The 20,623-nt window shown below is 59.3% G+C and carries 24 protein-coding genes and 1 tRNA gene; 12 read left to right on the top strand and 13 right to left on the bottom strand.

Features of this window, described 5'->3' with window-relative positions; genetic code table 11:
- Positions 1-48: 48 nt before the first annotated feature.
- Positions 49-125: transfer RNA gene (locus OC71_RS24150), tRNA-Arg, on the bottom strand.
- A gap of 275 nt (positions 126-400) precedes the next feature.
- On the opposite strand from OC71_RS24150, the gene folD reads away from it, so the two are divergent.
- Together folD and pbpG are read left to right on the top strand one after the other, a co-directional pair.
- A complete protein-coding gene (folD, locus tag OC71_RS24145; protein WP_041074114.1) occupies positions 401-1,255 on the top strand; it encodes a bifunctional methylenetetrahydrofolate dehydrogenase/methenyltetrahydrofolate cyclohydrolase FolD in 855 nt (284 codons plus the stop codon).
- A gap of 230 nt (positions 1,256-1,485) precedes the next feature.
- On the top strand, positions 1,486-2,424 hold the full coding sequence (pbpG, locus tag OC71_RS24140) for a D-alanyl-D-alanine endopeptidase (protein WP_041074112.1): 939 nt from the start codon (positions 1,486-1,488) through the stop codon (positions 2,422-2,424).
- Between the two features lie 53 nt (positions 2,425-2,477).
- Here pbpG and OC71_RS24135 read toward each other — a convergent pair whose 3' ends face one another.
- The 3 genes from OC71_RS24135 to OC71_RS24125 all read right to left on the bottom strand — a co-directional run bounded on the left by OC71_RS24135 (position 2,478) and on the right by OC71_RS24125 (position 3,663).
- Positions 2,478-2,684, bottom strand: coding sequence for a hypothetical protein (locus tag OC71_RS24135; RefSeq protein ID WP_027613905.1), 207 nt, complete (start codon positions 2,682-2,684; stop codon positions 2,478-2,480).
- Between the two features lie 11 nt (positions 2,685-2,695).
- On the bottom strand, positions 2,696-2,902 hold the full coding sequence (locus tag OC71_RS24130) for a DUF6021 family protein (RefSeq protein ID WP_041074110.1): 207 nt from the start codon (positions 2,900-2,902) through the stop codon (positions 2,696-2,698).
- Positions 2,903-2,991: 89 nt separating this feature from the next.
- Positions 2,992-3,663 (bottom strand): lipoprotein, encoded by a 672-nt coding sequence (locus tag OC71_RS24125; protein ID WP_041074108.1) that lies wholly within the window; start codon positions 3,661-3,663, stop codon positions 2,992-2,994.
- A gap of 234 nt (positions 3,664-3,897) precedes the next feature.
- Between OC71_RS24125 and OC71_RS28405 the strand changes: the two genes are divergently transcribed.
- Positions 3,898-4,059 carry a hypothetical protein gene (locus OC71_RS28405; protein WP_177327930.1) on the top strand — a complete coding sequence of 54 codons (162 nt, stop codon included), beginning with the start codon at positions 3,898-3,900 and terminating at the stop codon, positions 4,057-4,059.
- Between the two features lie 187 nt (positions 4,060-4,246).
- On the opposite strand, the gene OC71_RS24120 is transcribed toward OC71_RS28405, so the two are convergent.
- Entirely contained in the window at positions 4,247-4,996 is a 750-nt protein-coding gene (locus OC71_RS24120; RefSeq protein ID WP_041074106.1) for a TerC family protein, read from the bottom strand.
- A gap of 29 nt (positions 4,997-5,025) precedes the next feature.
- Positions 5,026-5,268: a hypothetical protein gene (locus tag OC71_RS24115; protein ID WP_025108906.1), complete on the bottom strand. Its 243-nt coding sequence runs from the start codon at positions 5,266-5,268 to the stop codon at positions 5,026-5,028.
- A 231-nt stretch (positions 5,269-5,499) separates the two neighbouring features.
- Between OC71_RS24115 and nhaR the strand changes: the two genes are divergently transcribed.
- The gene (gene nhaR, locus OC71_RS24110) at positions 5,500-6,399 is read left to right on the top strand and encodes a transcriptional activator NhaR (RefSeq protein ID WP_041074104.1); all 900 of its coding nucleotides are present in this window, start codon (positions 5,500-5,502) and stop codon (positions 6,397-6,399) included.
- On the opposite strand, the gene OC71_RS24105 is transcribed toward nhaR, so the two are convergent.
- A complete protein-coding gene (locus OC71_RS24105; protein WP_041074102.1) occupies positions 6,394-7,557 on the bottom strand; it encodes an MFS transporter in 1,164 nt (387 codons plus the stop codon). The genes nhaR and OC71_RS24105 overlap by 6 nt on opposite strands.
- A gap of 337 nt (positions 7,558-7,894) precedes the next feature.
- Here OC71_RS24105 and sstT point away from each other — a divergent pair, with 337 nt between their 5' ends.
- Positions 7,895-9,127, top strand: coding sequence for a serine/threonine transporter SstT (gene sstT, locus OC71_RS24100; protein ID WP_041074100.1), 1,233 nt, complete (start codon positions 7,895-7,897; stop codon positions 9,125-9,127).
- Positions 9,128-9,281: 154 nt separating this feature from the next.
- Here the strand turns inward: sstT and OC71_RS24095 are convergent, their stop codons facing one another.
- Positions 9,282-9,791, bottom strand: a complete 510-nt coding sequence (locus OC71_RS24095; RefSeq protein WP_041074098.1) for a DUF1993 family protein — start codon at positions 9,789-9,791, stop codon at positions 9,282-9,284.
- A gap of 125 nt (positions 9,792-9,916) precedes the next feature.
- Here OC71_RS24095 and OC71_RS24090 point away from each other — a divergent pair, with 125 nt between their 5' ends.
- Entirely contained in the window at positions 9,917-10,561 is a 645-nt protein-coding gene (locus OC71_RS24090) for a YceH family protein (RefSeq protein WP_041074096.1), read from the top strand.
- A 131-nt stretch (positions 10,562-10,692) separates the two neighbouring features.
- Here the strand turns inward: OC71_RS24090 and OC71_RS24085 are convergent, their stop codons facing one another.
- Together OC71_RS24085 and OC71_RS24080 are read right to left on the bottom strand one after the other, a co-directional pair.
- On the bottom strand, positions 10,693-11,211 hold the full coding sequence (locus tag OC71_RS24085) for a cupin domain-containing protein (RefSeq protein ID WP_041074095.1): 519 nt from the start codon (positions 11,209-11,211) through the stop codon (positions 10,693-10,695).
- Positions 11,212-11,427: 216 nt separating this feature from the next.
- Positions 11,428-12,246, bottom strand: coding sequence for a shikimate 5-dehydrogenase (locus tag OC71_RS24080; RefSeq protein WP_041074093.1), 819 nt, complete (start codon positions 12,244-12,246; stop codon positions 11,428-11,430).
- A 257-nt stretch (positions 12,247-12,503) separates the two neighbouring features.
- On the opposite strand from OC71_RS24080, the gene OC71_RS24075 reads away from it, so the two are divergent.
- From OC71_RS24075 to OC71_RS24065, 3 genes are all read left to right on the top strand, one after another.
- Entirely contained in the window at positions 12,504-12,854 is a 351-nt protein-coding gene (locus tag OC71_RS24075) for a hypothetical protein (protein ID WP_007965394.1), read from the top strand.
- Positions 12,855-13,083: 229 nt separating this feature from the next.
- Positions 13,084-13,278: a hypothetical protein gene (locus tag OC71_RS24070; protein WP_025108897.1), complete on the top strand. Its 195-nt coding sequence runs from the start codon at positions 13,084-13,086 to the stop codon at positions 13,276-13,278.
- A 102-nt stretch (positions 13,279-13,380) separates the two neighbouring features.
- On the top strand, positions 13,381-13,563 hold the full coding sequence (locus tag OC71_RS24065) for a hypothetical protein (protein WP_041074091.1): 183 nt from the start codon (positions 13,381-13,383) through the stop codon (positions 13,561-13,563).
- On the opposite strand, the gene OC71_RS24060 is transcribed toward OC71_RS24065, so the two are convergent.
- Positions 13,560-14,621 (bottom strand): AI-2E family transporter, encoded by a 1,062-nt coding sequence (locus tag OC71_RS24060; protein ID WP_041074089.1) that lies wholly within the window; start codon positions 14,619-14,621, stop codon positions 13,560-13,562. The two genes, OC71_RS24065 and OC71_RS24060, sit on opposite strands and share 4 nt — an antisense overlap.
- A 249-nt stretch (positions 14,622-14,870) precedes the next feature.
- Between OC71_RS24060 and yegQ the strand changes: the two genes are divergently transcribed.
- Positions 14,871-16,214: a tRNA 5-hydroxyuridine modification protein YegQ gene (gene yegQ, locus OC71_RS24055; protein WP_041074087.1), complete on the top strand. Its 1,344-nt coding sequence runs from the start codon at positions 14,871-14,873 to the stop codon at positions 16,212-16,214.
- Between the two features lie 209 nt (positions 16,215-16,423).
- Here the strand turns inward: yegQ and OC71_RS24050 are convergent, their stop codons facing one another.
- Both OC71_RS24050 and OC71_RS24045 read right to left on the bottom strand, forming a co-directional pair.
- On the bottom strand, positions 16,424-16,654 hold the full coding sequence (locus OC71_RS24050; RefSeq protein WP_041074085.1) for a hypothetical protein: 231 nt from the start codon (positions 16,652-16,654) through the stop codon (positions 16,424-16,426).
- Between the two features lie 92 nt (positions 16,655-16,746).
- On the bottom strand, positions 16,747-17,460 hold the full coding sequence (locus tag OC71_RS24045) for a FadR/GntR family transcriptional regulator (RefSeq protein WP_041074082.1): 714 nt from the start codon (positions 17,458-17,460) through the stop codon (positions 16,747-16,749).
- Positions 17,461-17,826: 366 nt separating this feature from the next.
- Here OC71_RS24045 and OC71_RS24040 point away from each other — a divergent pair, with 366 nt between their 5' ends.
- Both OC71_RS24040 and gudD read left to right on the top strand, forming a co-directional pair.
- Entirely contained in the window at positions 17,827-19,173 is a 1,347-nt protein-coding gene (locus OC71_RS24040) for an MFS transporter (RefSeq protein WP_041074080.1), read from the top strand.
- Between the two features lie 34 nt (positions 19,174-19,207).
- Positions 19,208-20,551: a glucarate dehydratase gene (gudD, locus tag OC71_RS24035; protein ID WP_041074079.1), complete on the top strand. Its 1,344-nt coding sequence runs from the start codon at positions 19,208-19,210 to the stop codon at positions 20,549-20,551.
- Positions 20,552-20,623 lie beyond the last annotated feature (72 nt).

Below are 20,623 nucleotides of genomic sequence, written 5' to 3'. Positions count from 1 at the left end.
ACTGAGCTACGCCCACCATATCGCGCTACTTGTGCCAAAGCTGCCTAATGGCGCACCCGGCAGGACTCGAACCTGCGACCATCCGCTTAGAAGGCGGATGCTCTATCCAGCTGAGCTACGGGCGCCTTATTAATCTGTACTCTTGGAGGACTACAAACTAAATGCTTTCCAGCTTCGCAGAACGCTAATTCCGCTCAACCTTCTTAACCAGTGCTAGGCTGTGCCCGACAAGTGCGACGAATAGTATAGAGCGCTCCCAAGGTCGTCAAATCCTTTTTGAAAAAAATTCATTTAATTAAAGGAGTTAGGGGAATTTGCTGACCAAGCGCCTTTGCCCTCACCGTCTGACATGCGAGAATGCGTTCTCTTTTTTTCCCCTCTCGATGGTTAATCACGCGCAATGACTGCACAACTAATCGACGGCAAATCGATCGCCGCCAGCCTGCGCCAGCAGATCGCCCAACGAGTTGCCGAGCGTCGCCAGCAAGGCCTGCGCACTCCCGGCCTCGCGGTGATCCTGGTCGGCAGCGATCCTGCCTCTCAGGTTTATGTCTCGCACAAGCGTAAAGACTGTGAAGAGGTAGGCTTCCTCTCCCAAGCCTACGACCTGCCCTCCGACACCACTCAAGAAGCGCTGACCGATCTGATCGATCGCCTCAACGACGACCCGGCCATCGACGGCGTTCTGCTGCAACTGCCGCTGCCCGAGCACCTGGACGCCTCCAAGCTGCTGGAGCGCATTCGCCCGGACAAAGACGTCGACGGTTTCCATCCTTATAACGTCGGCCGTCTGGCCCAACGCATCCCGCTGCTGCGCCCATGCACCCCGAAAGGCATCATGACCTTGCTGGAAAGCACCGGCGTTGACCTTTATGGTCTGGATGCGGTGGTGGTTGGCGCCTCCAACATCGTCGGTCGCCCGATGGCGATGGAACTGCTGCTGGCCGGTTGCACCGTGACCGTCACCCACCGCTTTACCAAGGATCTGGCCGGCCACGTCGGTCGCGCCGATCTGGTGGTGGTCGCCGCCGGCAAGCCGGGCCTGGTCAAGGGCGAGTGGATCAAGGAAGGCGCGATCGTGATCGACGTCGGCATCAACCGTCAGGACGATGGCAAGCTGGTCGGTGACGTGGTGTACGAAACCGCTCTGCCCCGCGCCGGCTGGATCACTCCGGTTCCCGGCGGCGTTGGCCCGATGACCCGTGCCTGCCTGCTGGAAAACACCCTCTACGCGGCAGAAACCCTGCACGCCTGAGAGGCTTTTCCGCAATAAAAGAACCCCGCCTTTGTGCGGGGTTTTTTGTATCTGAGAAAAAACACTAACCGTTCGCCGGAAACCCCTCTTTTTACAGGCCTTTTCACGAGATTTTCAGGTCATTCAAACAACCATCGACAGATCTTCAGCCATACTCCTAGAATGCGACGCTTTGAAGAAATAACCCGTTACAAACTAACGGAATATCCAACCTTTATGAGTTCGCCCGCGTGAAAATTCGTCTTTCGATCCTGAGCCTGGTTTTTGCTTTTTCAGGCACATTCGTCACGCCAACCGTCAACGCCGCTGAAACCACTGCTGCGCCACGCGATGCTTCGCAACTGAAGATCGCCTCCGGCAGCGCCCTGCTCATGGATTTGCAGACCAATAAAGTCATCTATTCGAGCAACCCGGATGTGATCGTACCCATCGCTTCGGTCAGTAAGCTGATGACCGGGCTGGTGGTCGTTGAAGCGCACCAGAACATGGACGAATGGATCGACGTCGACATCAGCCACACGCCGGAAATGAAAGGCGTGTTCTCCCGAGTCAAGCTGAAGAGCGAACTGCCGCGCCGGGAAATGTTGCTGATTGCCCTGATGTCCTCGGAAAACCGTGCAGCCGCCAGCCTTGCGCATCACTACCCGGGCGGTTATGCAGCCTTCATCGCGGCGATGAATGCCAAGGCCAAGGCACTGGGCATGACCAACACCCACTATGTCGAACCGACCGGCTTGTCGGAACGTAACGTTTCCACCGCCCGCGATCTGAGCAAACTGTTGGTGGCCGCGAGCAAGCACCCGATCCTCACTGAACTGACGACCACCAAGGAAAAAACGGTGTCGTTCCGCAAACCCAACTACACCCTGGGTTTCCGCAACACCGATCACTTGGTGAACAAGGCCGACTGGGACATCAAAATCACTAAAACCGGCTTCACCAACCCGGCGGGTCATTGCCTGGTGCTGGTGACGCGGATGAGCAACCGCCCGGTTGCCCTGGTGATTCTCGATGCGTTCGGCAAATACACGCACTTCGCCGATGCCAGCCGTATCCGCAGTTGGATGGAAACCGGTCGCAGCACCAACGTTCCGGCAGTGGCCCAACAATATAAGGCCGAGAAAAACCTCAAGGCGCGCCAGAGCGGCGTGGTCGAAGCCTCCAAGTAGTTCGCGAAACAATAAAAAGCCCCGACATCTCGGGGCTTTTTAATGCCTGCGTCTCAGTCATTGGGCAGCGGCATCTGTTCGTCATCGGGAATGCCATCACCGGCACTCGGATCGCGATGATGCTCCGGGGTCAGCACATTAGGCCGGGCCAATGGATCACGCAGCGGGCTGTCCGGATCCAGTACTGGGTCTACGTCATCCTCAGGCGTGGTCGGCACGCTGTCCGGTTTTTTATCGTCAAAGCTGGAATCGGTACTCATACGCACCTCCCTTAGGGTTTCAGATCAGCCAACGGATCATAAGGCTTGGCCGGACGCTTGCTGTCTTCGCCGGTCTCCACATCCTTCGGCGCCTTGGCAGGGCCGACCGGATCAACCTGCGGGTCGTCGAGATCCGGTGAATCCGGATCGAAACCCAGATCATGACCGGACGAATGCTCGCTTGAATGTGGGCCTTTCGGGGATGGGGAATCTGCCATGCTCGCCTCCTGATTCACCCGCACATTCGGGCTCTATCGTTAAGAGGCGTGCCGGGCGTGAGGGTGCCCGGCAAATGACGAACGGAGGCTTAATGTGCAGCCAGAGCTTTTTTGGCTTGCTCCGCTTCACGCTCCTGCCCGGCCTGCGCCAACTCATCGGCCGCCTTTAGCCAGCGCTGACGATCAACCTCGGCTGGAATCTGCGACGGCTTCTGGATCAGCACGGCCCAACCGCCCGACTTCTCGAACGCCGACTCGAAGGAACTGAAACTCATCAGTTCGCGGCGATTCATTCCGGCGCGCAACAGCACTTTCTGTTTCAAGCGGTCGTAACCGGAAAGAATGGCGTAACGCGGCTCAGCCCAGAACGCCGAGCCTTCGCTAAAGCGCACCATCACCGGATATCCGGCCGCGACCTGGGTGAGCAAGGCTGGCAGGTTCTTGTCCAGCGGATAGACCACCATGCCGTAATCGCGGGCCAGGTTTTGCAGATTCTGCTGCAACTGATCCTGTGCACCCGGCAGCTGCAACGGTTTTTCCAGCAGCCCCGGCGTGATCATGATGCCCTGCTGCGACAACAGGCTGGCCAGCACTTGCGGACCACTCTGATTGGCTTCACCGCGATAGAACGTACCGCTGAGTTCGACCCGCTCCGGCAGGCGCTTGACCTGCGGCGCGACAGTGCCCGCACAACCCGCCAATACAGCCGCGCAACCGGCCACCAGCAACGCCCCTCGCAATCGAGTCAATACCTGCACCATTGTCACTCTCTGATCAGACGCCGGTCATCGTGTTCCGGCAACGCCTGTGATCATAGGGCGACGCACGGCTGCGGTATAGCCTTAACCCGCAGACCGATCGATTGCATAGAGCGAACTGATTGGTCATCACCGACCTTTGGTCAATAGTCTGAAACACCCCATTGTCTAGACTGTCACTGAAACAGAGCGAATTGAAAAAGTGTGTGCCCGACGCAGGGCAAAGAGGAGGCACTGATGAGCCTGACCATGACCATCGTAATGTTGATAGCCGGCTGGCTGGCCGTTGCCAGCGCCATGCTGTGGGGCGTGCTGCGCATTGCGCGACGCCATCATCATCCAGTCGATTCGACCCCGAATCACAAGCCAGAAAAGCACCACCACGCGACTGCGCACTGACAGGTCAGTTGATATAAAACCTCTGTAGGAACTGCCGAAGGCTGCGATCTTTTGATCTTGCTCTAAAAATCAAAAGATCGCAGCCTTCGGCAGCTCCTGCATAAGGCACAAGCCGTACGGCATGAGGCATAAGCAAAAGGGCCGGCTGAACTCGACGAGTCCAGCCGGCCTTTTGGTTTGCTGCAGATTATGCCTGCTGAGCCAGCTTCTTCTGCTTCGCCCGGCGCGACATCATGTTCAGCACTTCAATCGCTGCCGAGAAGGCCATGGCCGCGTACACATAACCTTTCGGTACATGGGCACCGAAGCCTTCGGCGATCAGCGTCATGCCGATCATGATCAAGAAGCCCAGGGCCAGCATCACCACTGTCGGGTTGTCGTTGATGAACTTGGCCAGCGGCTCAGCTGCGAACAGCATCACCATCACCGACACCACCACCGCGATCACCATGATCGGCAAGTGTTCAGTCATGCCCACCGCAGTAATGATGCTGTCGATGGAGAACACCATGTCCAGCATCAGGATCTGACCGATTGCGGCAGCGAAGCCCAGGGTCACGGTCGAAGTTGCCGTTTTCGGATCTTCCGGAGCCGGGTCCATGCTGTGATGGATCTCGGTCGTGGCTTTCCACACCAGGAACAGACCACCGGCAATCAGGATCATGTCTTTCCAGGAGAACGCCTGGCCCATGATTTCGATTACAGGTTCGGTCAACTGCACGATGAAAGCGATGGTGCTCAACAGGGCCAGACGCAGGATCAGCGCCATGCCGATACCGATGCGGCGCGCCTTCTGCCGATGCTGCACAGGCAACTTGTTGGTCAGGATCGAAATAAAGATCAGGTTATCGATGCCGAGCACGATTTCCATCACCACCAGTGTGGCCAAAGCAACCCAGGCGGCGGGGCTGGCGGCGAGTTCTAACAGATATTCCATGGGTCAGTCCTGGCTCTTGTATGACGGTTTTAGATGGTCTTGGAGGAAGATTCGGATTTTTCCGCATCTTTTTCCGGCGCTTCTTTTTTCTCGATCAAGCCGCCGGTGGCGTCGCTGAGCGCTTGTTCAGCAGCTTTGTGCGTATCGTCGATCGCCTGTTTGGCGCTTTCGGCAGCCTTGCCCATCAACTGCTGGGCACTTTTCTCGGCCTGATCGCAACCGGCCATGAGCAGTAAAGACGTGAACATCAATGCAGGGATTGTGTATTTCATGAGACTTCCTTCGAATGAACAGACAGGGTCACAGACCACCCGTCGATGGCTGGGCATTCTAGGGAGACAAACACTTCAGGAAAATTCGTATTTTTAGCGGCTATACTTCGGCATTAACGAACTATGACCATCAGTGTAGAAGCTGCCGAAGGCTGCGATCTTTTGATTTTTTAAAGCAAGATCAAAAGATCGCAGCTTGCGGCAGCTCCTACAGGGGGGGGGAACCTTAGAGTGCTCAATTACCGACAACTGCATTACTTCTGGGTGGTCGCCAAGACCGGCAGCATCGTGCGTGCCTGCGAGCAACTCAACCTCACACCGCAAACCATCAGCGGGCAGATTTCGCTGCTCGAACAAACCTACGGCATCGAACTGTTTCAGCGGGTCGGCCGCCAGCTGGAACTGACCGAGGCCGGACGCCAGGCCCTGCCCTACGCCGAGCAGATGTTCCAGTTGGGCGGCGAACTGGAGTTGATGATGCGTGCCCAGCCCAACGAACAGCAGATCCTGTTTCGCGTCGGCGTGGCCGACGTGGTGCCCAAGTCCATCGTCTATCGGCTGATCGCGCCGACCATGGAGTTGCACGAACCGCTGCGCATCACCTGCCGCGAAGACAAACTCGAACGCCTGTTGGCGGACCTGGCCATCCAGCGTCTGGACCTGGTGATTTCCGACAGCCCGATGCCGTCGCACCTCGACATCAAGGGCTACAGCCAGAAACTCGGCGAATGCGGGATCAGTTTTTTCGCCACCGCGCAATTGGCGGCGCAATACGGGCAAGACTTTCCGCGCAGCCTCAACGGCGCACCGCTGCTGATTCCCGGCGCAGAAACCGTGGTGCGCAGCCGTCTGCAGCGCTGGTTTGCCGAGCAGCAGATCCAGCCACAAATCGTTGGGGAATTCGATGACAGCGCCCTGATGCAGGCCTTCGGCCAATCGGGCAGCGGGATTTTCATCGGCCCAAGCGTGATTGCCGATGAAGTCAAACGCCAGTACGGCGTCGAGGTGATTGGCCAGACCGACGCGGTGACCGAGTCGTTCTATGCCATTTCCGTGGAACGCAAGGTCAAGCACCCCGGCATCGTGGCGATTACCGAAGGTGCCCGACGCGAGCTGTTTACCGCGCTATGACGCCTGGGCGCACGCTTCGCGCGGCTTGAGCGTCATCAAGACCATGGCGAGGAATACCGACAACAGAATGAACCCGGCAGCGGCAAATCCCAGAAAGCCAAGGCCGGCACTGTCGATCACTCGACCGCCGATCATCGCTCCGAGGCCGATCCCGAGGTTGGCCCCGGCGATATTCAGCGAGGCGGCAAAGGCTGGCGCTTCCGGTGCGGCCTTCATCAGGCGTACATGGCTGACCAGAAACAGCGCCGCCTGGGTGATACCCCAGATGCCCATGGCCACCGCCAGGCCCAGCGTCGAGTGGATATTCGGCACCAGCGAGACCATGCCGGCAATCATGAACGCGCAGAACAACACCGAGGCGCCCAGTGGATGACGATCCACCGCGCGACCGCCCAGTGAGTTGCCGATCAGCCCGACCGCACCGAAGCCCATCAGGCACCAGCCAACCACCGTACCGTTGAACCCGGCCAGACGCTCAAGAATGTCGGCCAGATAGGTATAAGCGGTGAACATGCCGCTGAATACCAGGATCGACAACAGCACATGGCCGAGCATCAGCGGGCTGCGCAGGATCTTGAACTGCGAGCTGAAGCTGACCTGGTGCTGATGCAGGCTGGTTTTCGGCAAATAAACAAACAGCAACAAGGCCTTGGCAAAAGCGATCACCGCCAGAATCGCGAATGCACTGCGCCAGCCGAACGCATCGGAAATCAACGTGCCCACCGGGATGCCGAATACCGTCGCGCAGACGATGCCGAAGCCGATCTTGGCAATCGCACGGCCGGCGTAATCCGGGCCGACGATGTCTACAGCGGTCTCACTGGCCAAGGCCCAGAACACCGGCAGGCCGAGGGCCGGGATCAAGCGCGCAATGGCCATGACCCAGATGTTCGGCGCCAGCGCGGCAACGGTGTTGGCCAGGCCGAACATGATCAGGATGGTGATGAACAACTTGCGCCGCTCGAAGCGGGCGAAATAGGCGGTCAAAAACGGGCCGAACATCGCCACCGTGAAAGCGAACAGAGTCACCAGCAGACCCGCCTGCGGAATGGTTACCGCCAGGTCTCGGGCAATGGCCGGCAACAGGCCGACGATGACGAATTCCGTGGTCAGCACCGTGAATCCGGCAGCGGACAACAGAAGAATGGGCAACAGCATGAGCAACTCCAGCAAAACGACGACACCAGCGAAGGCCGGAAGGCCCGCTGGCAACGATTAAAATGAGGATGGCGAATCTTAACAGAGTGTTTCAGCAGTGACTTGCATAAACCTGCCGACTTGCCGATCAATCCGGTGGCAGATCGTCACAGGCCTGAAGGATAACGCCTACGCTGTGATAAAGTCCGCGCCCTGAAAAACGTACACCCTGTTCAGCGCCCCGTTTAACAGCGTTGATCGCGCGTCAGCCCTTTCGGTTCGTGCCGGTGACCTGCCCCCTTGATGTACCACCGGTTTCACGCAACCTTGCACCCTATAAAAAATCAGAGATGCCGTTATGACCGCTTCATCCCCTTCTCTAATGCAACGCCTGAAAAACCTCAGTCTGGTCACGCAGATCCTGATCGGCCTGCTCGCCGGTATCGCTCTGGCGTTGTTCGCCCCGGAAGCGGCAAAAGGCTCGGCGTTCATCGGCAAAGTATTTGTCTCGGCGCTCAAAGCCGTGGCGCCGATTCTGGTGTTCGTGCTGGTGATGGCGTCGATCGCCAACCACAAGCACGGTCAGGAAACCCACATCAGACCCATCCTGTTCCTGTATCTGCTCGGCACTTTCGCCGCAGCCGTGGTCGCGGTGGTGGCCAGCATGGCGTTTCCCTCGCATCTGGTGCTGTCCACCGACAATGTGTCAGTCACCGCGCCGGGCGGCATTGCCGAAGTGCTGCAAAGCCTGCTGTTGAGCGTGGTCGACAACCCGGTCAGCGCGCTGATGAATGCCAACTTCATCGGCATTCTGGCCTGGGCGATCGGCATGGGCGTCGCGATTCGCCATGCCAGCGACACCACACGCGAGGTGCTGGGCGACCTGTCCAACGGCGTGACCGTGATCGTGCGCGTAGTGATTCGTTTCGCCCCACTGGGCATTTTCGGTCTGGTGGCGTCTACCCTCGCCACCTCGGGCTTCGGCGCGTTGATCGGTTATGCGCACCTGCTGGCCGTGCTGCTGGGCTGCATGCTGTTTGTCGCGCTGGTGATGAACCCGCTGATTGTGTTCTGGAAGCTGCGCCGCAACCCGTACCCGCTGACCCTCAAGTGCCTGCGCGAAAGCGGCATCACCGCCTTCTTCACCCGCAGTTCGGCAGCGAACATTCCGGTCAACCTGGAACTGAGCAAGCGCCTGGGCCTGCATGAAGACACTTACTCGGTATCGATCCCGCTGGGTGCGACCATCAACATGGCTGGCGCAGCGATCACCATCACCGTGCTGACCCTGGCTGCCGTGCACACGCTGGGGATTGCCGTGGACATTCCGACCGCGATCCTGCTCAGCGTCGTCGCGGCGATCTGTGCCTGTGGCGCCTCGGGCGTGGCCGGTGGCTCGCTGCTGCTGATTCCGCTGGCGTGCAGCCTGTTCGGCATTCCCAGCGAGATTGCCATGCAGGTGGTGGCGGTGGGTTTCATCATTGGTGTGCTGCAGGACTCGGCGGAAACAGCGCTGAACTCGTCCACTGATGTGCTGTTTACTGCCGCGGCTTGCTTGGGTGAAGAGGCGAAAGTTCAGCGCTCAGTCTAAAGATCAAAAGATCAAAAGATCGCAGCCTGCGGCAGCTCCTACATTAGGAATGCGTTTCCCTGTAGGAGCTGCCGCAGGCTGCGATCTTTTGCTTTATCCAATAAGAAGCCCGCCAAGGCGTGAACCTTGGCGGGCTTTTTTGTCGCCGGGTGTTTTAGTACGCGCCCATGTAATCGCGTTTACCCACTTCAACACCGTTGTGGCGCAGCAGCGCATAGGCAGTGGTGACGTGGAAGAAGAACTGCGGCAGACCGTAGCTCAGCAGGTAAGCCTGACCGCTGAAGCGCTTCTCTTTCGGCGTGCCCGGACGGGTCACGATCTCGATGCCTTCCTTGCCGTTGATCTGCTCCGGCTTGATCTCGCCGATGTAGGCCAGCACCTTGGCGATCAGCGCCTGCAGTTCGGCGAAAGTGGTTTCAGTGTCGTCATACTTCGGGATTTCGACTTCGGCCAGACGCGAGGAAACGCCCTTGGCGAAGTCGACGGCGATCTGCACCTGACGCACCAGCGGAAACATGTCCGGGTACAGGCGCGCTTGCAGGAAGGCGTTCGGGTCGATGTTTTTCTCGGTGGCGTGGGCTTCAGCCTTTTTCAGGACATCGCTCAGGGCGCTGAGCATTTGTTGAAAAACCGGGACGGATGCGGCGTAAAGGGAAATGGTCATGGCAGTCTCGTGTGGTGGCTGGGTGGAACGTGGAGGCGATTATAGCCATGCTTGATGACCACACGGCTTGCCTTTTGTTAGCCAAGGATTAGGCTAGGCGCCTTCGACTGCTGAGGGAACGCGCGATGACCACCGAACTTGCAACCACCACCAACGAACCACGGCTCAACGCCACGGAAATCCGCATTCTGGGTTCGTTGATCGAAAAACAGGCCACCAGCCCGGAAACCTATCCGTTGACCCTCAATGCATTGGTGCTGGCCTGTAATCAGAAGACCAGCCGCGAGCCGGTGATGAACCTGACTCAGGGCCAGGTCGGCCAAAGTCTGCGGGCGCTGGAAAGCCACGGTTACACCAAACTGGTCATGGGCAGTCGCGCTGATCGCTGGGAGCATAAACTCGACAAGGCGCTGGAGCTGGTGCCGGCCCAAGTGATTCTCACCGGTTTGATGTTCTTGCGTGGCCCGCAGACAGTGAATGAGTTGCTGACCCGCAGCGGCCGCATGCACGATTTCGAAGATGCCGAGCAGGTGGTGCATCAGCTGGAGCGTCTGATCGCCCGTGGGCTGGCGGTGTTGATCCCGCGTCAGGCCGGGCAACGCGAAGACCGCTACACCCATGCGCTGGGCGATCCGGCGGACATCGAGGCGATCCTGGCGGCGCGGCAGAATCCTGGGGAGCGCGCGACCAGCGGCGTTTCGGTCGAGCGCATCGAAGAGCTGGAAGCACGGATTGCCGCACTGGAAGAGCGCCTGGCGCGCCTCGAATAACCCCGAAATCCTACTGTGGGAACGAGCTTGCTTGCGAATGCGGTGTGTCATTTAGCAATGATGTGAATGACACATTGCATTCGCGAGCAAGCTCGCTCCCACAGGGGCTGCACCAAGACGAAGGTCTCTATTTACTCACCATCCCAATAATCCACCCCATCCGCCTGCCGCGCCACGGCGACAAAACCTGATGCATTGCCCTCGGCATCAACCTTGAAGTTGTCCATCACTGCGTATTTGTTGGAGTCCGGGTATTCGCAGATATCCGGTTGCTGCTGGGTGCTGACCGCCAGGTAACGCAGTTCCGCTTCGCTGGTATTGATGATTTGATGCGCCGTCTCCGGGCCGCCCGGCGGGCAGGCGATCACGTCGCCCGCGCGAATCGGAAAGCGTTCGGCCCCCAAGCGCACCTCGCCCTCCCCGACCACCACATAGAACATCTCTTCATTGACCCGGTGGCTGTGAAACGGACTGCCGCGCATGCCTGGCGGTAATGCGTACAGGCGATAACCGAGTTTTTGCGCGCCGAGTTGCTGGCCTACCCGCGCCATGCGCTGCAGATAACGCCCGGCGGTTTCGCCTTCCGGGGCCAGGGCTTCGGGCAAGGGTTCGAGTTCGACCTGATGCAGGTTGAGAATGGGTGGGTGCATGGCGGGCCTCGGTCACGGTTTTTGTGGGTGGCAAGTCTGGGCTGGCTGGGGAGGCAGTATAGGCATGGATGTCTGACTTGAGACCGTGGTGCATCCTTCGCGAGCAGGCTCGCTCCCACAGAGGATCTACAGCGAACACACAATCTGTGCATGACAAAAATTCAACTGTGGGAGCGAGCCTGCTCGCGAAGAGGCCCGCCCAGCCAGCACAACTCATCAGCTCCGGGCAAACGCCACCGCCGCCGCAAACTGCTCTTCACTCGGCCGCACGCCCGTGTACAGCACAAACTGCTCCAGCGCCTGGATCGCAATCACCTCCAGTCCGGTAATCACTTTCTTGCCCTCGGCCCGGCCGCGCACGATCAGCGGCGTTTCCGACGGAATCGCCACGACATCGAACACGATCCCGGCTGCCTGGATTACTTCAGGCTCAAACGCCAGTTGCCCCGCCTCCGGCCCGCCGTCCATGCCCACCGGGGTGACGTTGATCAGCATCTGCGGCCGCTCTTCGCCCAGCTCCGCCTGCCAGCGATAGCCAAGCGAGTCCGCCAGTGCCTGGCCGGCGCGCTCGTTACGCGCCACGATCAGTCCATTCTTGTAGCCACCATCACGCAGGGCGCTGGCCACGGCTTTGGCCATGCCGCCGCTGCCACGCAGGGCGAACGTCGAATCTTTCGGCACTGCGTGGGTTTCCAGCAATTGCGCGATGGCGATGTAATCAGTGTTATAGGCCTTGAGGTGACCGTGGGTGTTGACGATGGTGTTGATCGACTGGATCGCCGCCGCCGACGCATCCAGCTCATCGACCAGTGCGATGCACGCTTCCTTGAACGGCATCGACACACCACAACCACGAATCCCCAGCGCACGAATGCCGCCGACAGCCCCCGACAAATCCTGACTGCTGAACGCCTTGTAATAGAAGTTCAGGCCCAACTGCTCGTACAAATGGTTATGAAACCGCAGACCGAAATTCCCCGGGCGCCCGGACAGGGACATGCACAGCTGGGTGTCTTTGTTGGGATTCATCTGCATGAAACTTCTCCTTCAAAACGGACTTTCGGATGGACGGAGTTAGCCATTCCATCGGGTTCTGGACGATCATAAGCGCCTGTCTGCAACGGGCCGCGTGCCCCTTTGACCTGCCGGTAAAGAAGCCGGTACAGACCTTACACAAAATTTACCCAGCGGCTGTGCTGATTTTCAGAATTTCGCTGTCATAGAAGTATCCCCGCGACAACTTTGGGCCTGGTGCAGGCCCGGACGCCGGGTCGAAGAACCGAGGAATTATCATGATTCGTAAACTCCCCATCGTGGCCTTGTTGATTGGTGCATTCGCGATCACAGGTCAGGCAGAAGCCCACGGCGGTGGCTGGCAGGGTCCGGCCGTGTTTGGTGCGATCGTCGGCTCGGCCATCATCGGCTCGGCACTGATCAACCAGGACCGGCCGGTCTACGTGCAACAGCCTGTTTACGCTCAACCGGCACCGGTTTATGTGCAACAACCGCCGCCACCGGTCTATTACCAGCCGGCCCCGGTTTACGTGCAACAACCGGTCTACGTGCCTGGCCCGGTCTACTACGGCCCACCACGCGGCTATTACGGCCGGCCACACGGCTACTACGGTGGCCCACGCTGGTAATCGCCAACAAACAGCCCTGCTTTATAGCGGGGCTTTTTTATGACCGTCGGTCGGGCAACGTCTGAAAAAATCTTGCCAAGGTCGCTGTGAGGATAGTTCCAGCGGCTAAAGTCGGCATGATGGACTTGACCGCTGGGGGCAAAACACAGAACGGTCATCGATTTGTCATGACGGAACCGCAATCTGAATCCGTCCGTAAACAACAGGTTGATAACAACAAGGACGACCCATGCCTACTCAAAATCCGCACCGCATCGTCGGCCTGTGCACTTCAAGCAAGGTGTACAGTGCGCTGACCGAACTCAAACACCTGGAAGGCCACCGCTGCGCCAAGTTCCTTTCGCTGCTGGCGGAGAACCTGGTGCACAAGGGCCTGCTCAACGAGCGCGAAGTGGTGCACATGCTCGACCAGGTTGTCGACTGAACCCGTCCTCACTGTTATCAATGACCACTATCGAAAGCGTTGATTGTCCCTGAGCACAGCGAATCCCTAAGGTAGCTCCACAGATTGATGGAGGTACTGGTCATGGCTCAGGTTCAAATCATGTCGGTCATCGGCAGCGCTGTTCCCGCATCGCTCAGAGCGTCGGGATTGCTCGCCTGCTGGTATCTGGTGCGCGACGGTGAGCCCATCAGCGGCCCGCTGACTTCGCTCCCGGCAGCGCAGGCGCTGTCGCAGAAAATCGTCAGCGCGCCGTTCCACGCTTAAGGCAACTGGACTTTCGGTTTGGTCTCGATAAACAGCGCCCAGCTCGACATGAAGAGCGCCGCGATCAGCGGCCCGATCACGAAACCGTTGAGGCCGAACACTGCGAGGCCGCCGAGGGTCGAGATCAGGATCATGTAGTCGGGCATGCGCGTGTCTTTGCCGACCAGAATCGGGCGCAGCACGTTGTCCACCAGACCGATCACAAATACCCCGAACAGCCCCAATACCACGCCCTGCCAGATCATCCCGCTGAGCAGGAAGTACACCGCCACTGGCGCCCAGACGATTCCCGCGCCCACCGCCGGCAACAGCGACAGAAAGCCCATCAGCACCGCCCAGAGCAATGCGCTGGGGATGTCGAGAAACCAGAAAATCGCCCCGCCCAATGCGCCCTGAGTGACCGCCACCACCAGGTTGCCCTTCACCGTCGCCCGTACCACACGGTTGAACTTCAACTGCAAACGGCGTTTGTGGGTCTCTTCCAGCGGCACTGCGGTGCGTACCTTGCGTACCAGTTCGGCGCCATCGCGAAGAAAGAAAAACAGCAGGTACAGCATGATGCCGAAGCTGACCACAAACTCGAATGTGCCCTGGCCGAAACTGAAGGCCTGACTGGCCAGCACCTGACTGCCCTGCATCGACGCCTTGACGATTTTCTCGCGCAGACCGTTGAGTTCGCCCATGCCGAAGCGATCGAGCAAATGCTGAAAGTAAGGGGGCAAGCTGTGTTTGAACTGTGCCAGGTAGGCACCGATGTCCAGTTGACCGCTTTCGATGTTGTTGTACACCGTCGCGCCTTCCTGAACCAACAGGATGCTGAGAATGATCACCGGGAGAATCGCGATCACCAGACAAATGCCCAGCGTGCAAAGCGCTGTCAGGTTGCGCTGCCAGCCGAATTTGAGCTGTAACTTGCGCTGCATCGGCGCAAACAGAATGCCGAGAATCACCGCCCAGAACACCGCACCGTAGAACGGCAGCAGAATCCAGATGAAGGCGACCGTCACCAACAGCAACAGCACGGTGAGGGATTTGAATTGCAGCGTTTTTTCGTTCATGTCCGATCCATGTCAGTCAGGCGTCACGCACGCCTCGAACCTTAGTCCACCGGGGCGCGCACGAGTGCCATCTTTGTTCATGGAGCATAGATCGCCTGGTAGAAGCAGCTCGCTGCACCTGATGCAGCGGGACCTTGCCATGGTGCCGGCGCGGCACAGATCAGCGGCACCCGCGCAAAGATAGATCCAGATCAATAAACCGTACTTGCCGCTGCACTACCCTGCCGCGCTTTTGCGACCGACGCCGCCATGATCCTTGACCTCCCCCTCGCCGCTCCGGAGCTGCTGGCTCCCGCCGGCACCCTGAAGAACATGCGTTATGCCTTCGCCTACGGCGCCGATGCGGTCTACGCCGGCCAGCCGCGTTACAGCCTGCGGGTGCGCAACAACGAGTTCGACCACGCCAACCTCGCCCTCGGTATTCGCGAAGCGCAGGCCCAGGGCAAGCGCTTCTACGTGGTGGTCAATATCGCCCCGCACAATGCCAAGCTGAAGACCTTCCTCAAGGACCTGGCGCCGGTGATCGAGATGGCGCCGGATGCCCTGATCATGTCCGACCCGGGCCTGATCATGCTGGTGCGCCGGCATTTTCCGCAGATGCCGATCCACCTTTCGGTGCAGGCCAACACGGTGAACTGGGCGAGCGTCGAGTTCTGGCAGCAACAAGGTCTGAGCCGGATCATCCTGTCGCGGGAATTGTCGCTGGAGGAAATCGCTGAAATCCGCGAACAGGTGCCGGGCATGGAACTGGAAGTGTTCGTCCACGGCGCGCTGTGCATGGCTTACTCCGGGCGCTGCCTGTTGTCGGGCTACATGAACAAGCGCGACGCCAACCAAGGCACCTGCACCAACGCCTGCCGCTGGAAATATTCGGCGCAGGAAGCCACGGAAAACCAGCTCGGCGAGATCGTGCAGACCTTCCAGCCCGAGCCGACCCTGGGCATTGGTGCGCCGACCGATCAGGTGTTCCTGCTGCAGGAAGCCAATCGTCCCGATGAATTGATGCCGGCGTTTGAAGACGAGCACGGCACCTACATCATGAACGCCAAGGATCTGCGCGCGGTGCAGCACGTCGAACGCTTGACGCGCATGGGCGTGCATTCGCTGAAGATCGAGGGTCGCACCAAGTCGCATTTCTATTGCGCACGCACCACCCAGGTTTATCGCCGGGCAATCGACGATGCCGTAGCCGGGCGCGAGTTCGATCGCAGCCTGATGACCGACCTCGAATCACTGGCCCAGCGCGGCTACACCGAAGGTTTCCTGCGCCGGCATGTGCATGACGAATACCAGAATTATCAGAACGGCAGCTCGGTGTCGGAACGTCAGCAATTCGTCGGCGAACTCACCGGTGAGCGCCGTGACCGGTTGGCCGAGGTCAAGGTGAAAAACCGGTTTGCACTGGGCGACCACCTGGAACTGATGACGCCCAAGGGCAATTTCCACTTTGATCTGCACCAGTTGCAGAGTGCCAAGGGTGAAGCGATCGAGGTGGCACCGGGGGATGGGCACACGGTGTACCTGCCGATTCCGGATGCGGTGGATTTGCGCTTTGGGTTGCTGATGCGTGATGTAGCTGCCAATCCGGTATGAGGACACGCAACACCTTGTAGGCGTCACTGATCTTCAGCCACATTGCGGCCGCCATCGCTGGCAAGCCAGCTCCCACAGGGGTTGTGTTGAACACAAAATCCCATGTCATCAACAACCACTGTGGGCTTGCCCGCGAAGAGGCCGGCATGAACAAAACACCTCGCCACTGACCGACCAAAAAAAACCCGGCTCCAGAGCCGGGTTTTTCACTACCGGAGATCATCAGACAACGGCGTCGGCTCATCCGCCGGCGGCACATCATCGTCCGCCGCCGGGTCCTTCCAGTCTTCCGGCCGATCGGCATCACTCAACGGATCACGTCCCGGACTCATGCCCGGTGGCGCATCGTGATCGGCCAGTGTCGGCTCATCCGTGCCGGGCACCGGACGGGTCGGATCGGTCGGCAGCACACCACCTTGAAACAGCAAATCATTAGCCATGACACACCTCACCAAGGAGGTCCGGAAAACCCGGGCCATACCGCTTGGAAGCAGGCCTGCGCAGGCCGTGCCATCGAGCAGACCAACGGCAATCAGCCCTGCGCACTGAAACGGTCGCGGCTGTTGGTCAGGTGCAGCCACATCGCCGCGCGCGCTGCGTCCGGGTCCTGGCGCTTGATCGCATTCAGGATCGCTTCGTGCTCCAGATGCGCCAACTGCCCCAACTTGCTCAGATCCGCCGCCCCACGCTCGGCCGCGTTGAGCCGCTGACGCGGAATCATCGCGCTGCCCAGATGCTGCATGATTTCGCTGAAGCAGACGTTGCCGGTGGCTTCGGCGATCAGCAGATGAAAACGTCGATCCGCCTCGACGCAACTGTCGTTGCTGTCCAGCAGACGCTGATAGTCATCCAGCGCCTGGCGCATGTGCAGCAATTGTTGTTCGCTGCGCCGTTGCGCGGCCAATGCGGCAGCCTGAGTTTCCAGGCCCATGCGCAACTCAAGAATACTGCGCACGCCGAGCGCGGTGTCGACATTCAGGCGCAAGCCCTGCTCGGCAGCGCGTTCGATGACGAAAGTGCCGATGCCGTGCCGCGTCTCCACCAGCCCTGACGCCTGCAACTTGGAAATCGCCTCGCGCACCACCGTGCGACTGACGCCGTGCTCCTGAACGATAGCGTTCTCCGACGGCAGCTTGTCGCCGGGCGACATCTGGCCGAGCAGGATGCTCTGGGTGAGTTTCTCCACCAGATCATGGGCGAGGTTGTGCGCACGTTTGGGCGCGGGGGCGTCGAGGTCTTCTTGCATGTTCGGTTCCGGTGATCGGGGCTTGCCGATCGTAGCACTGCGTGATGGCTGACGAGTCGATTTTAGCGCCGAAACAGCACTCAACTTGTATGACAACACTCAATAAAACGAAAAAAACGCAACAATCAAGCGCTACGCCCTGTTTGAACATTTGGATCGTGAACCCAACAGGCGCGTCTGACTCGCCGCGATTAAGACCAATAAAAACGGGGTAAAACACCAAAAAGAAATAAAGAAATCGTTCACCAGACAAATTTAATCGCTGCACCCCACTTGTAGGACAAAAAAATCAAGTTGTATGATGTCTAGCAACAACGCAGCACCCAGCCCTACCCCGCATAAAAATAATCAGTGGGAGAAAACCAAGTGAAAACCTCCGTCTCCGGGATCAACGAGGGCGTCGATTCGACACTCGCGTCCGCCATCTCGAAAGTGAAACGCCACGTCCTGCCGCTCTTCGTGATCATGTTCATCGTCAATTACATTGACCGAGTGAACATCGGTTTCGTCCGCACTCACATGGAACATGACCTGGGCATCGGGGCGGCCGCCTACGGCTTCGGCGCCGGTCTGTTTTTCATCGGTTACGCGCTGTTCGAAGTGCCGTCCAACATGCTCCTGCAAAAAGTCGGCGCGCGTATCTGGCTGACCCGCATCATGCTCACCTGGGGCCTGGTCGCCGCCGGCATGGCGTTCATCCAGAACGAAACGCACTTTTACATCCTGCGCTTTCTGCTTGGCGTGGCCGAGGCCGGATTCTTTCCCGGGGTGATCTACTACTTCACTCGCTGGCTACCCGGCGCCGAACGCGGCAAGGCCATCGCGATTTTCCTCAGTGGTTCGGCGGTGGCCTCGTTGATCTCCGGCCCATTGTCCGGCCTGCTGTTGCAGATCAACGGCCTGGGCATGCACGGCTGGCAATGGATGTATTTTATCGAGGGGATGTTCTCGGTCGGGCTGTGCGTGTTCGTCTGGTTCTGGCTCGACGCCAAACCCCACGACGCGAAATGGCTAACCCGCGCCGAACAGGACGCGCTGGTCAGCGCCATCGATGACGAACAGAAGGCCCGCGAAGCCGCGACGCCGATCCGCCCATCAATGGGCAAACTGCTCAAGGACCGGCAGATCATCCTGTTCTGCCTGATCTACTTTTTTATCCAGCTGACCATCTACGCCGCGACGTTCTGGCTGCCGAGCATCATCAAGAAAATGGGTGAGATGAGTGACTTCCAGGTCGGGCTGTTCAACTCGATCCCGTGGTTGCTGTCGATCGTCGGCATGTACGCCTTCGCCGCTTTCTCGGCCAAATGGAAGCACCAGCAGGCCTGGGTCGCCACCGCGTTGTTGATCGCCGCGGCGGGGATGTTCATGTCCACCACCGGCGGGCCGATTTTTGCCTTTGTCGCGATCTGTTTTGCCGCGCTCGGCTTCAAGTCCGCCTCGTCTTTGTTCTGGCCGATTCCGCAGGCGTATCTGGATGCGCGAATCGCCGCAGCGGTGATTGCGCTGATCAACTCGGTGGGCAATCTCGGCGGCTTCGTCGCGCCGACCACCTTCGGCCTGCTGGAACAACACACCGGCTCGATTCAGGGCGGCCTCTACGGTTTGGCCGCGACCTCGATCATCGCCGCGATCATCGTCTTCGCGGCCCGCACCACACCGAAACCTGCTGCTGACCTTGCCGTGGCCGAAGCCGCGCCGAAGCACGCATGACTTCCTTTTTAAAGATGCTGACAAGGATAAAAACATGACCGCACACGACACTGCCAAAGCGCCAATCATCACTGAAATGCAGGTGATTCCCGTGGCCGGCCACGACGGCATGCTGCTCAACCTGAGCGGCGCCCACGGGCCGTTTTTCACCCGCAATATCGTCATTCTCAAGGACAACGCCGGCCACACTGGCGTCGGTGAAGTGCCCGGTGGCGAGCGCATCCGCCAGACGCTGGAGGATGCCCGCAGCCTGGTGCTCGGCAGCACAATCGGCAACTATCAGAAAATCCTCAATCAGGTGCGCCAGACCTTCGCCGAGCGTGACGCCGGCGGCCGTGGCCTGCAGACGTTCGACCTGCGCATCACCATTCACGCAGTGACCGGACTCGAAGCCGCCCTGCTCGACTTGCTCGGCCAGCACGTCGACGTGCCGGTCGCGGCGCTGCTCGGCGAAGGCCAGCAGCGCGATCAAGTGAAGATGCTCGGCTATCTGTTTTACGTCGGTGACCAGCGCGAAACCAGCCTCGCCTACCGCAGCGAACCGGACGCCGATAACGACTGGTTCCGCGTCCGTCACGAGAAGGCCATGAGCGCCGAAGCGGTGGTGCGTCTGGCCGAAGCGGCCCAGGCCAAATACGGTTTCCAGGATTTCAAACTGAAGGGCGGCGTGCTCAGCGGTGATGCGGAAATCGAAGCCGTGACGGCACTGGCCGAACGCTTTCCCGAGGCGCGTATCACCCTCGATCCGAACGGTGCCTGGTCACTGAAGGAAGCGATCCGCCTGTGCCGCGATCAGCATCACGTGCTGGCTTATGCCGAAGACCCTTGCGGTGCGGAAAACGGTTACTCAGGGCGTGAAGTCATGGCCGAATTTCGCCGCGCCACCGGGCTGAAGACGGCGACCAACATGATCGCCACCGACTGGCGTGAAATGGGCCACGCCATTCAGTTACAGTCGGTGGACATCCCGCTGGCCGACCCGCACTTCTGGACCATGCAAGGCTCGGTGCGTGTCGCGCAACTGTGCCACGAGTGGGGACTGACCTGGGGCTCACACTCCAACAACCACTTCGATATCTCGCTGGCGATGTTCACCCATGTCGCGGCGGCGGCACCGGGCGACATCACCGCCATCGACACGCACTGGATCTGGCAGGACGGCCAGCGCCTGACCCAGGCACCGCTGCAAATTGTCGACGGTTGCGTGCAAGTGCCGCAGAAACCGGGACTGGGCGTGGAGCTGGACATGGATCAAGTGGCCAAGGCTCATGAGCTGTATAAAGGCATGGGCCTCGGTGCGCGAGATGACAGCGTGGCGATGCAGTTTTTGATTCCGGGGTGGACGTTCGATAACAAGCGGCCGTGTCTGGTGCGCTGACATTCTCAAGCTCACCGTACTTCAAATGTGGGAGCGAGCTTGCTCGCGAATGCGGTAAAACAGCCAACATTT

It is taken from the genome of Pseudomonas sp. W15Feb9B (genome assembly GCF_000828175.1).
GTDB classification, from domain to species: domain Bacteria; phylum Pseudomonadota; class Gammaproteobacteria; order Pseudomonadales; family Pseudomonadaceae; genus Aquipseudomonas; species Aquipseudomonas parakoreensis.
This window is presented reverse-complemented; position numbering and strand designations above follow the sequence as displayed.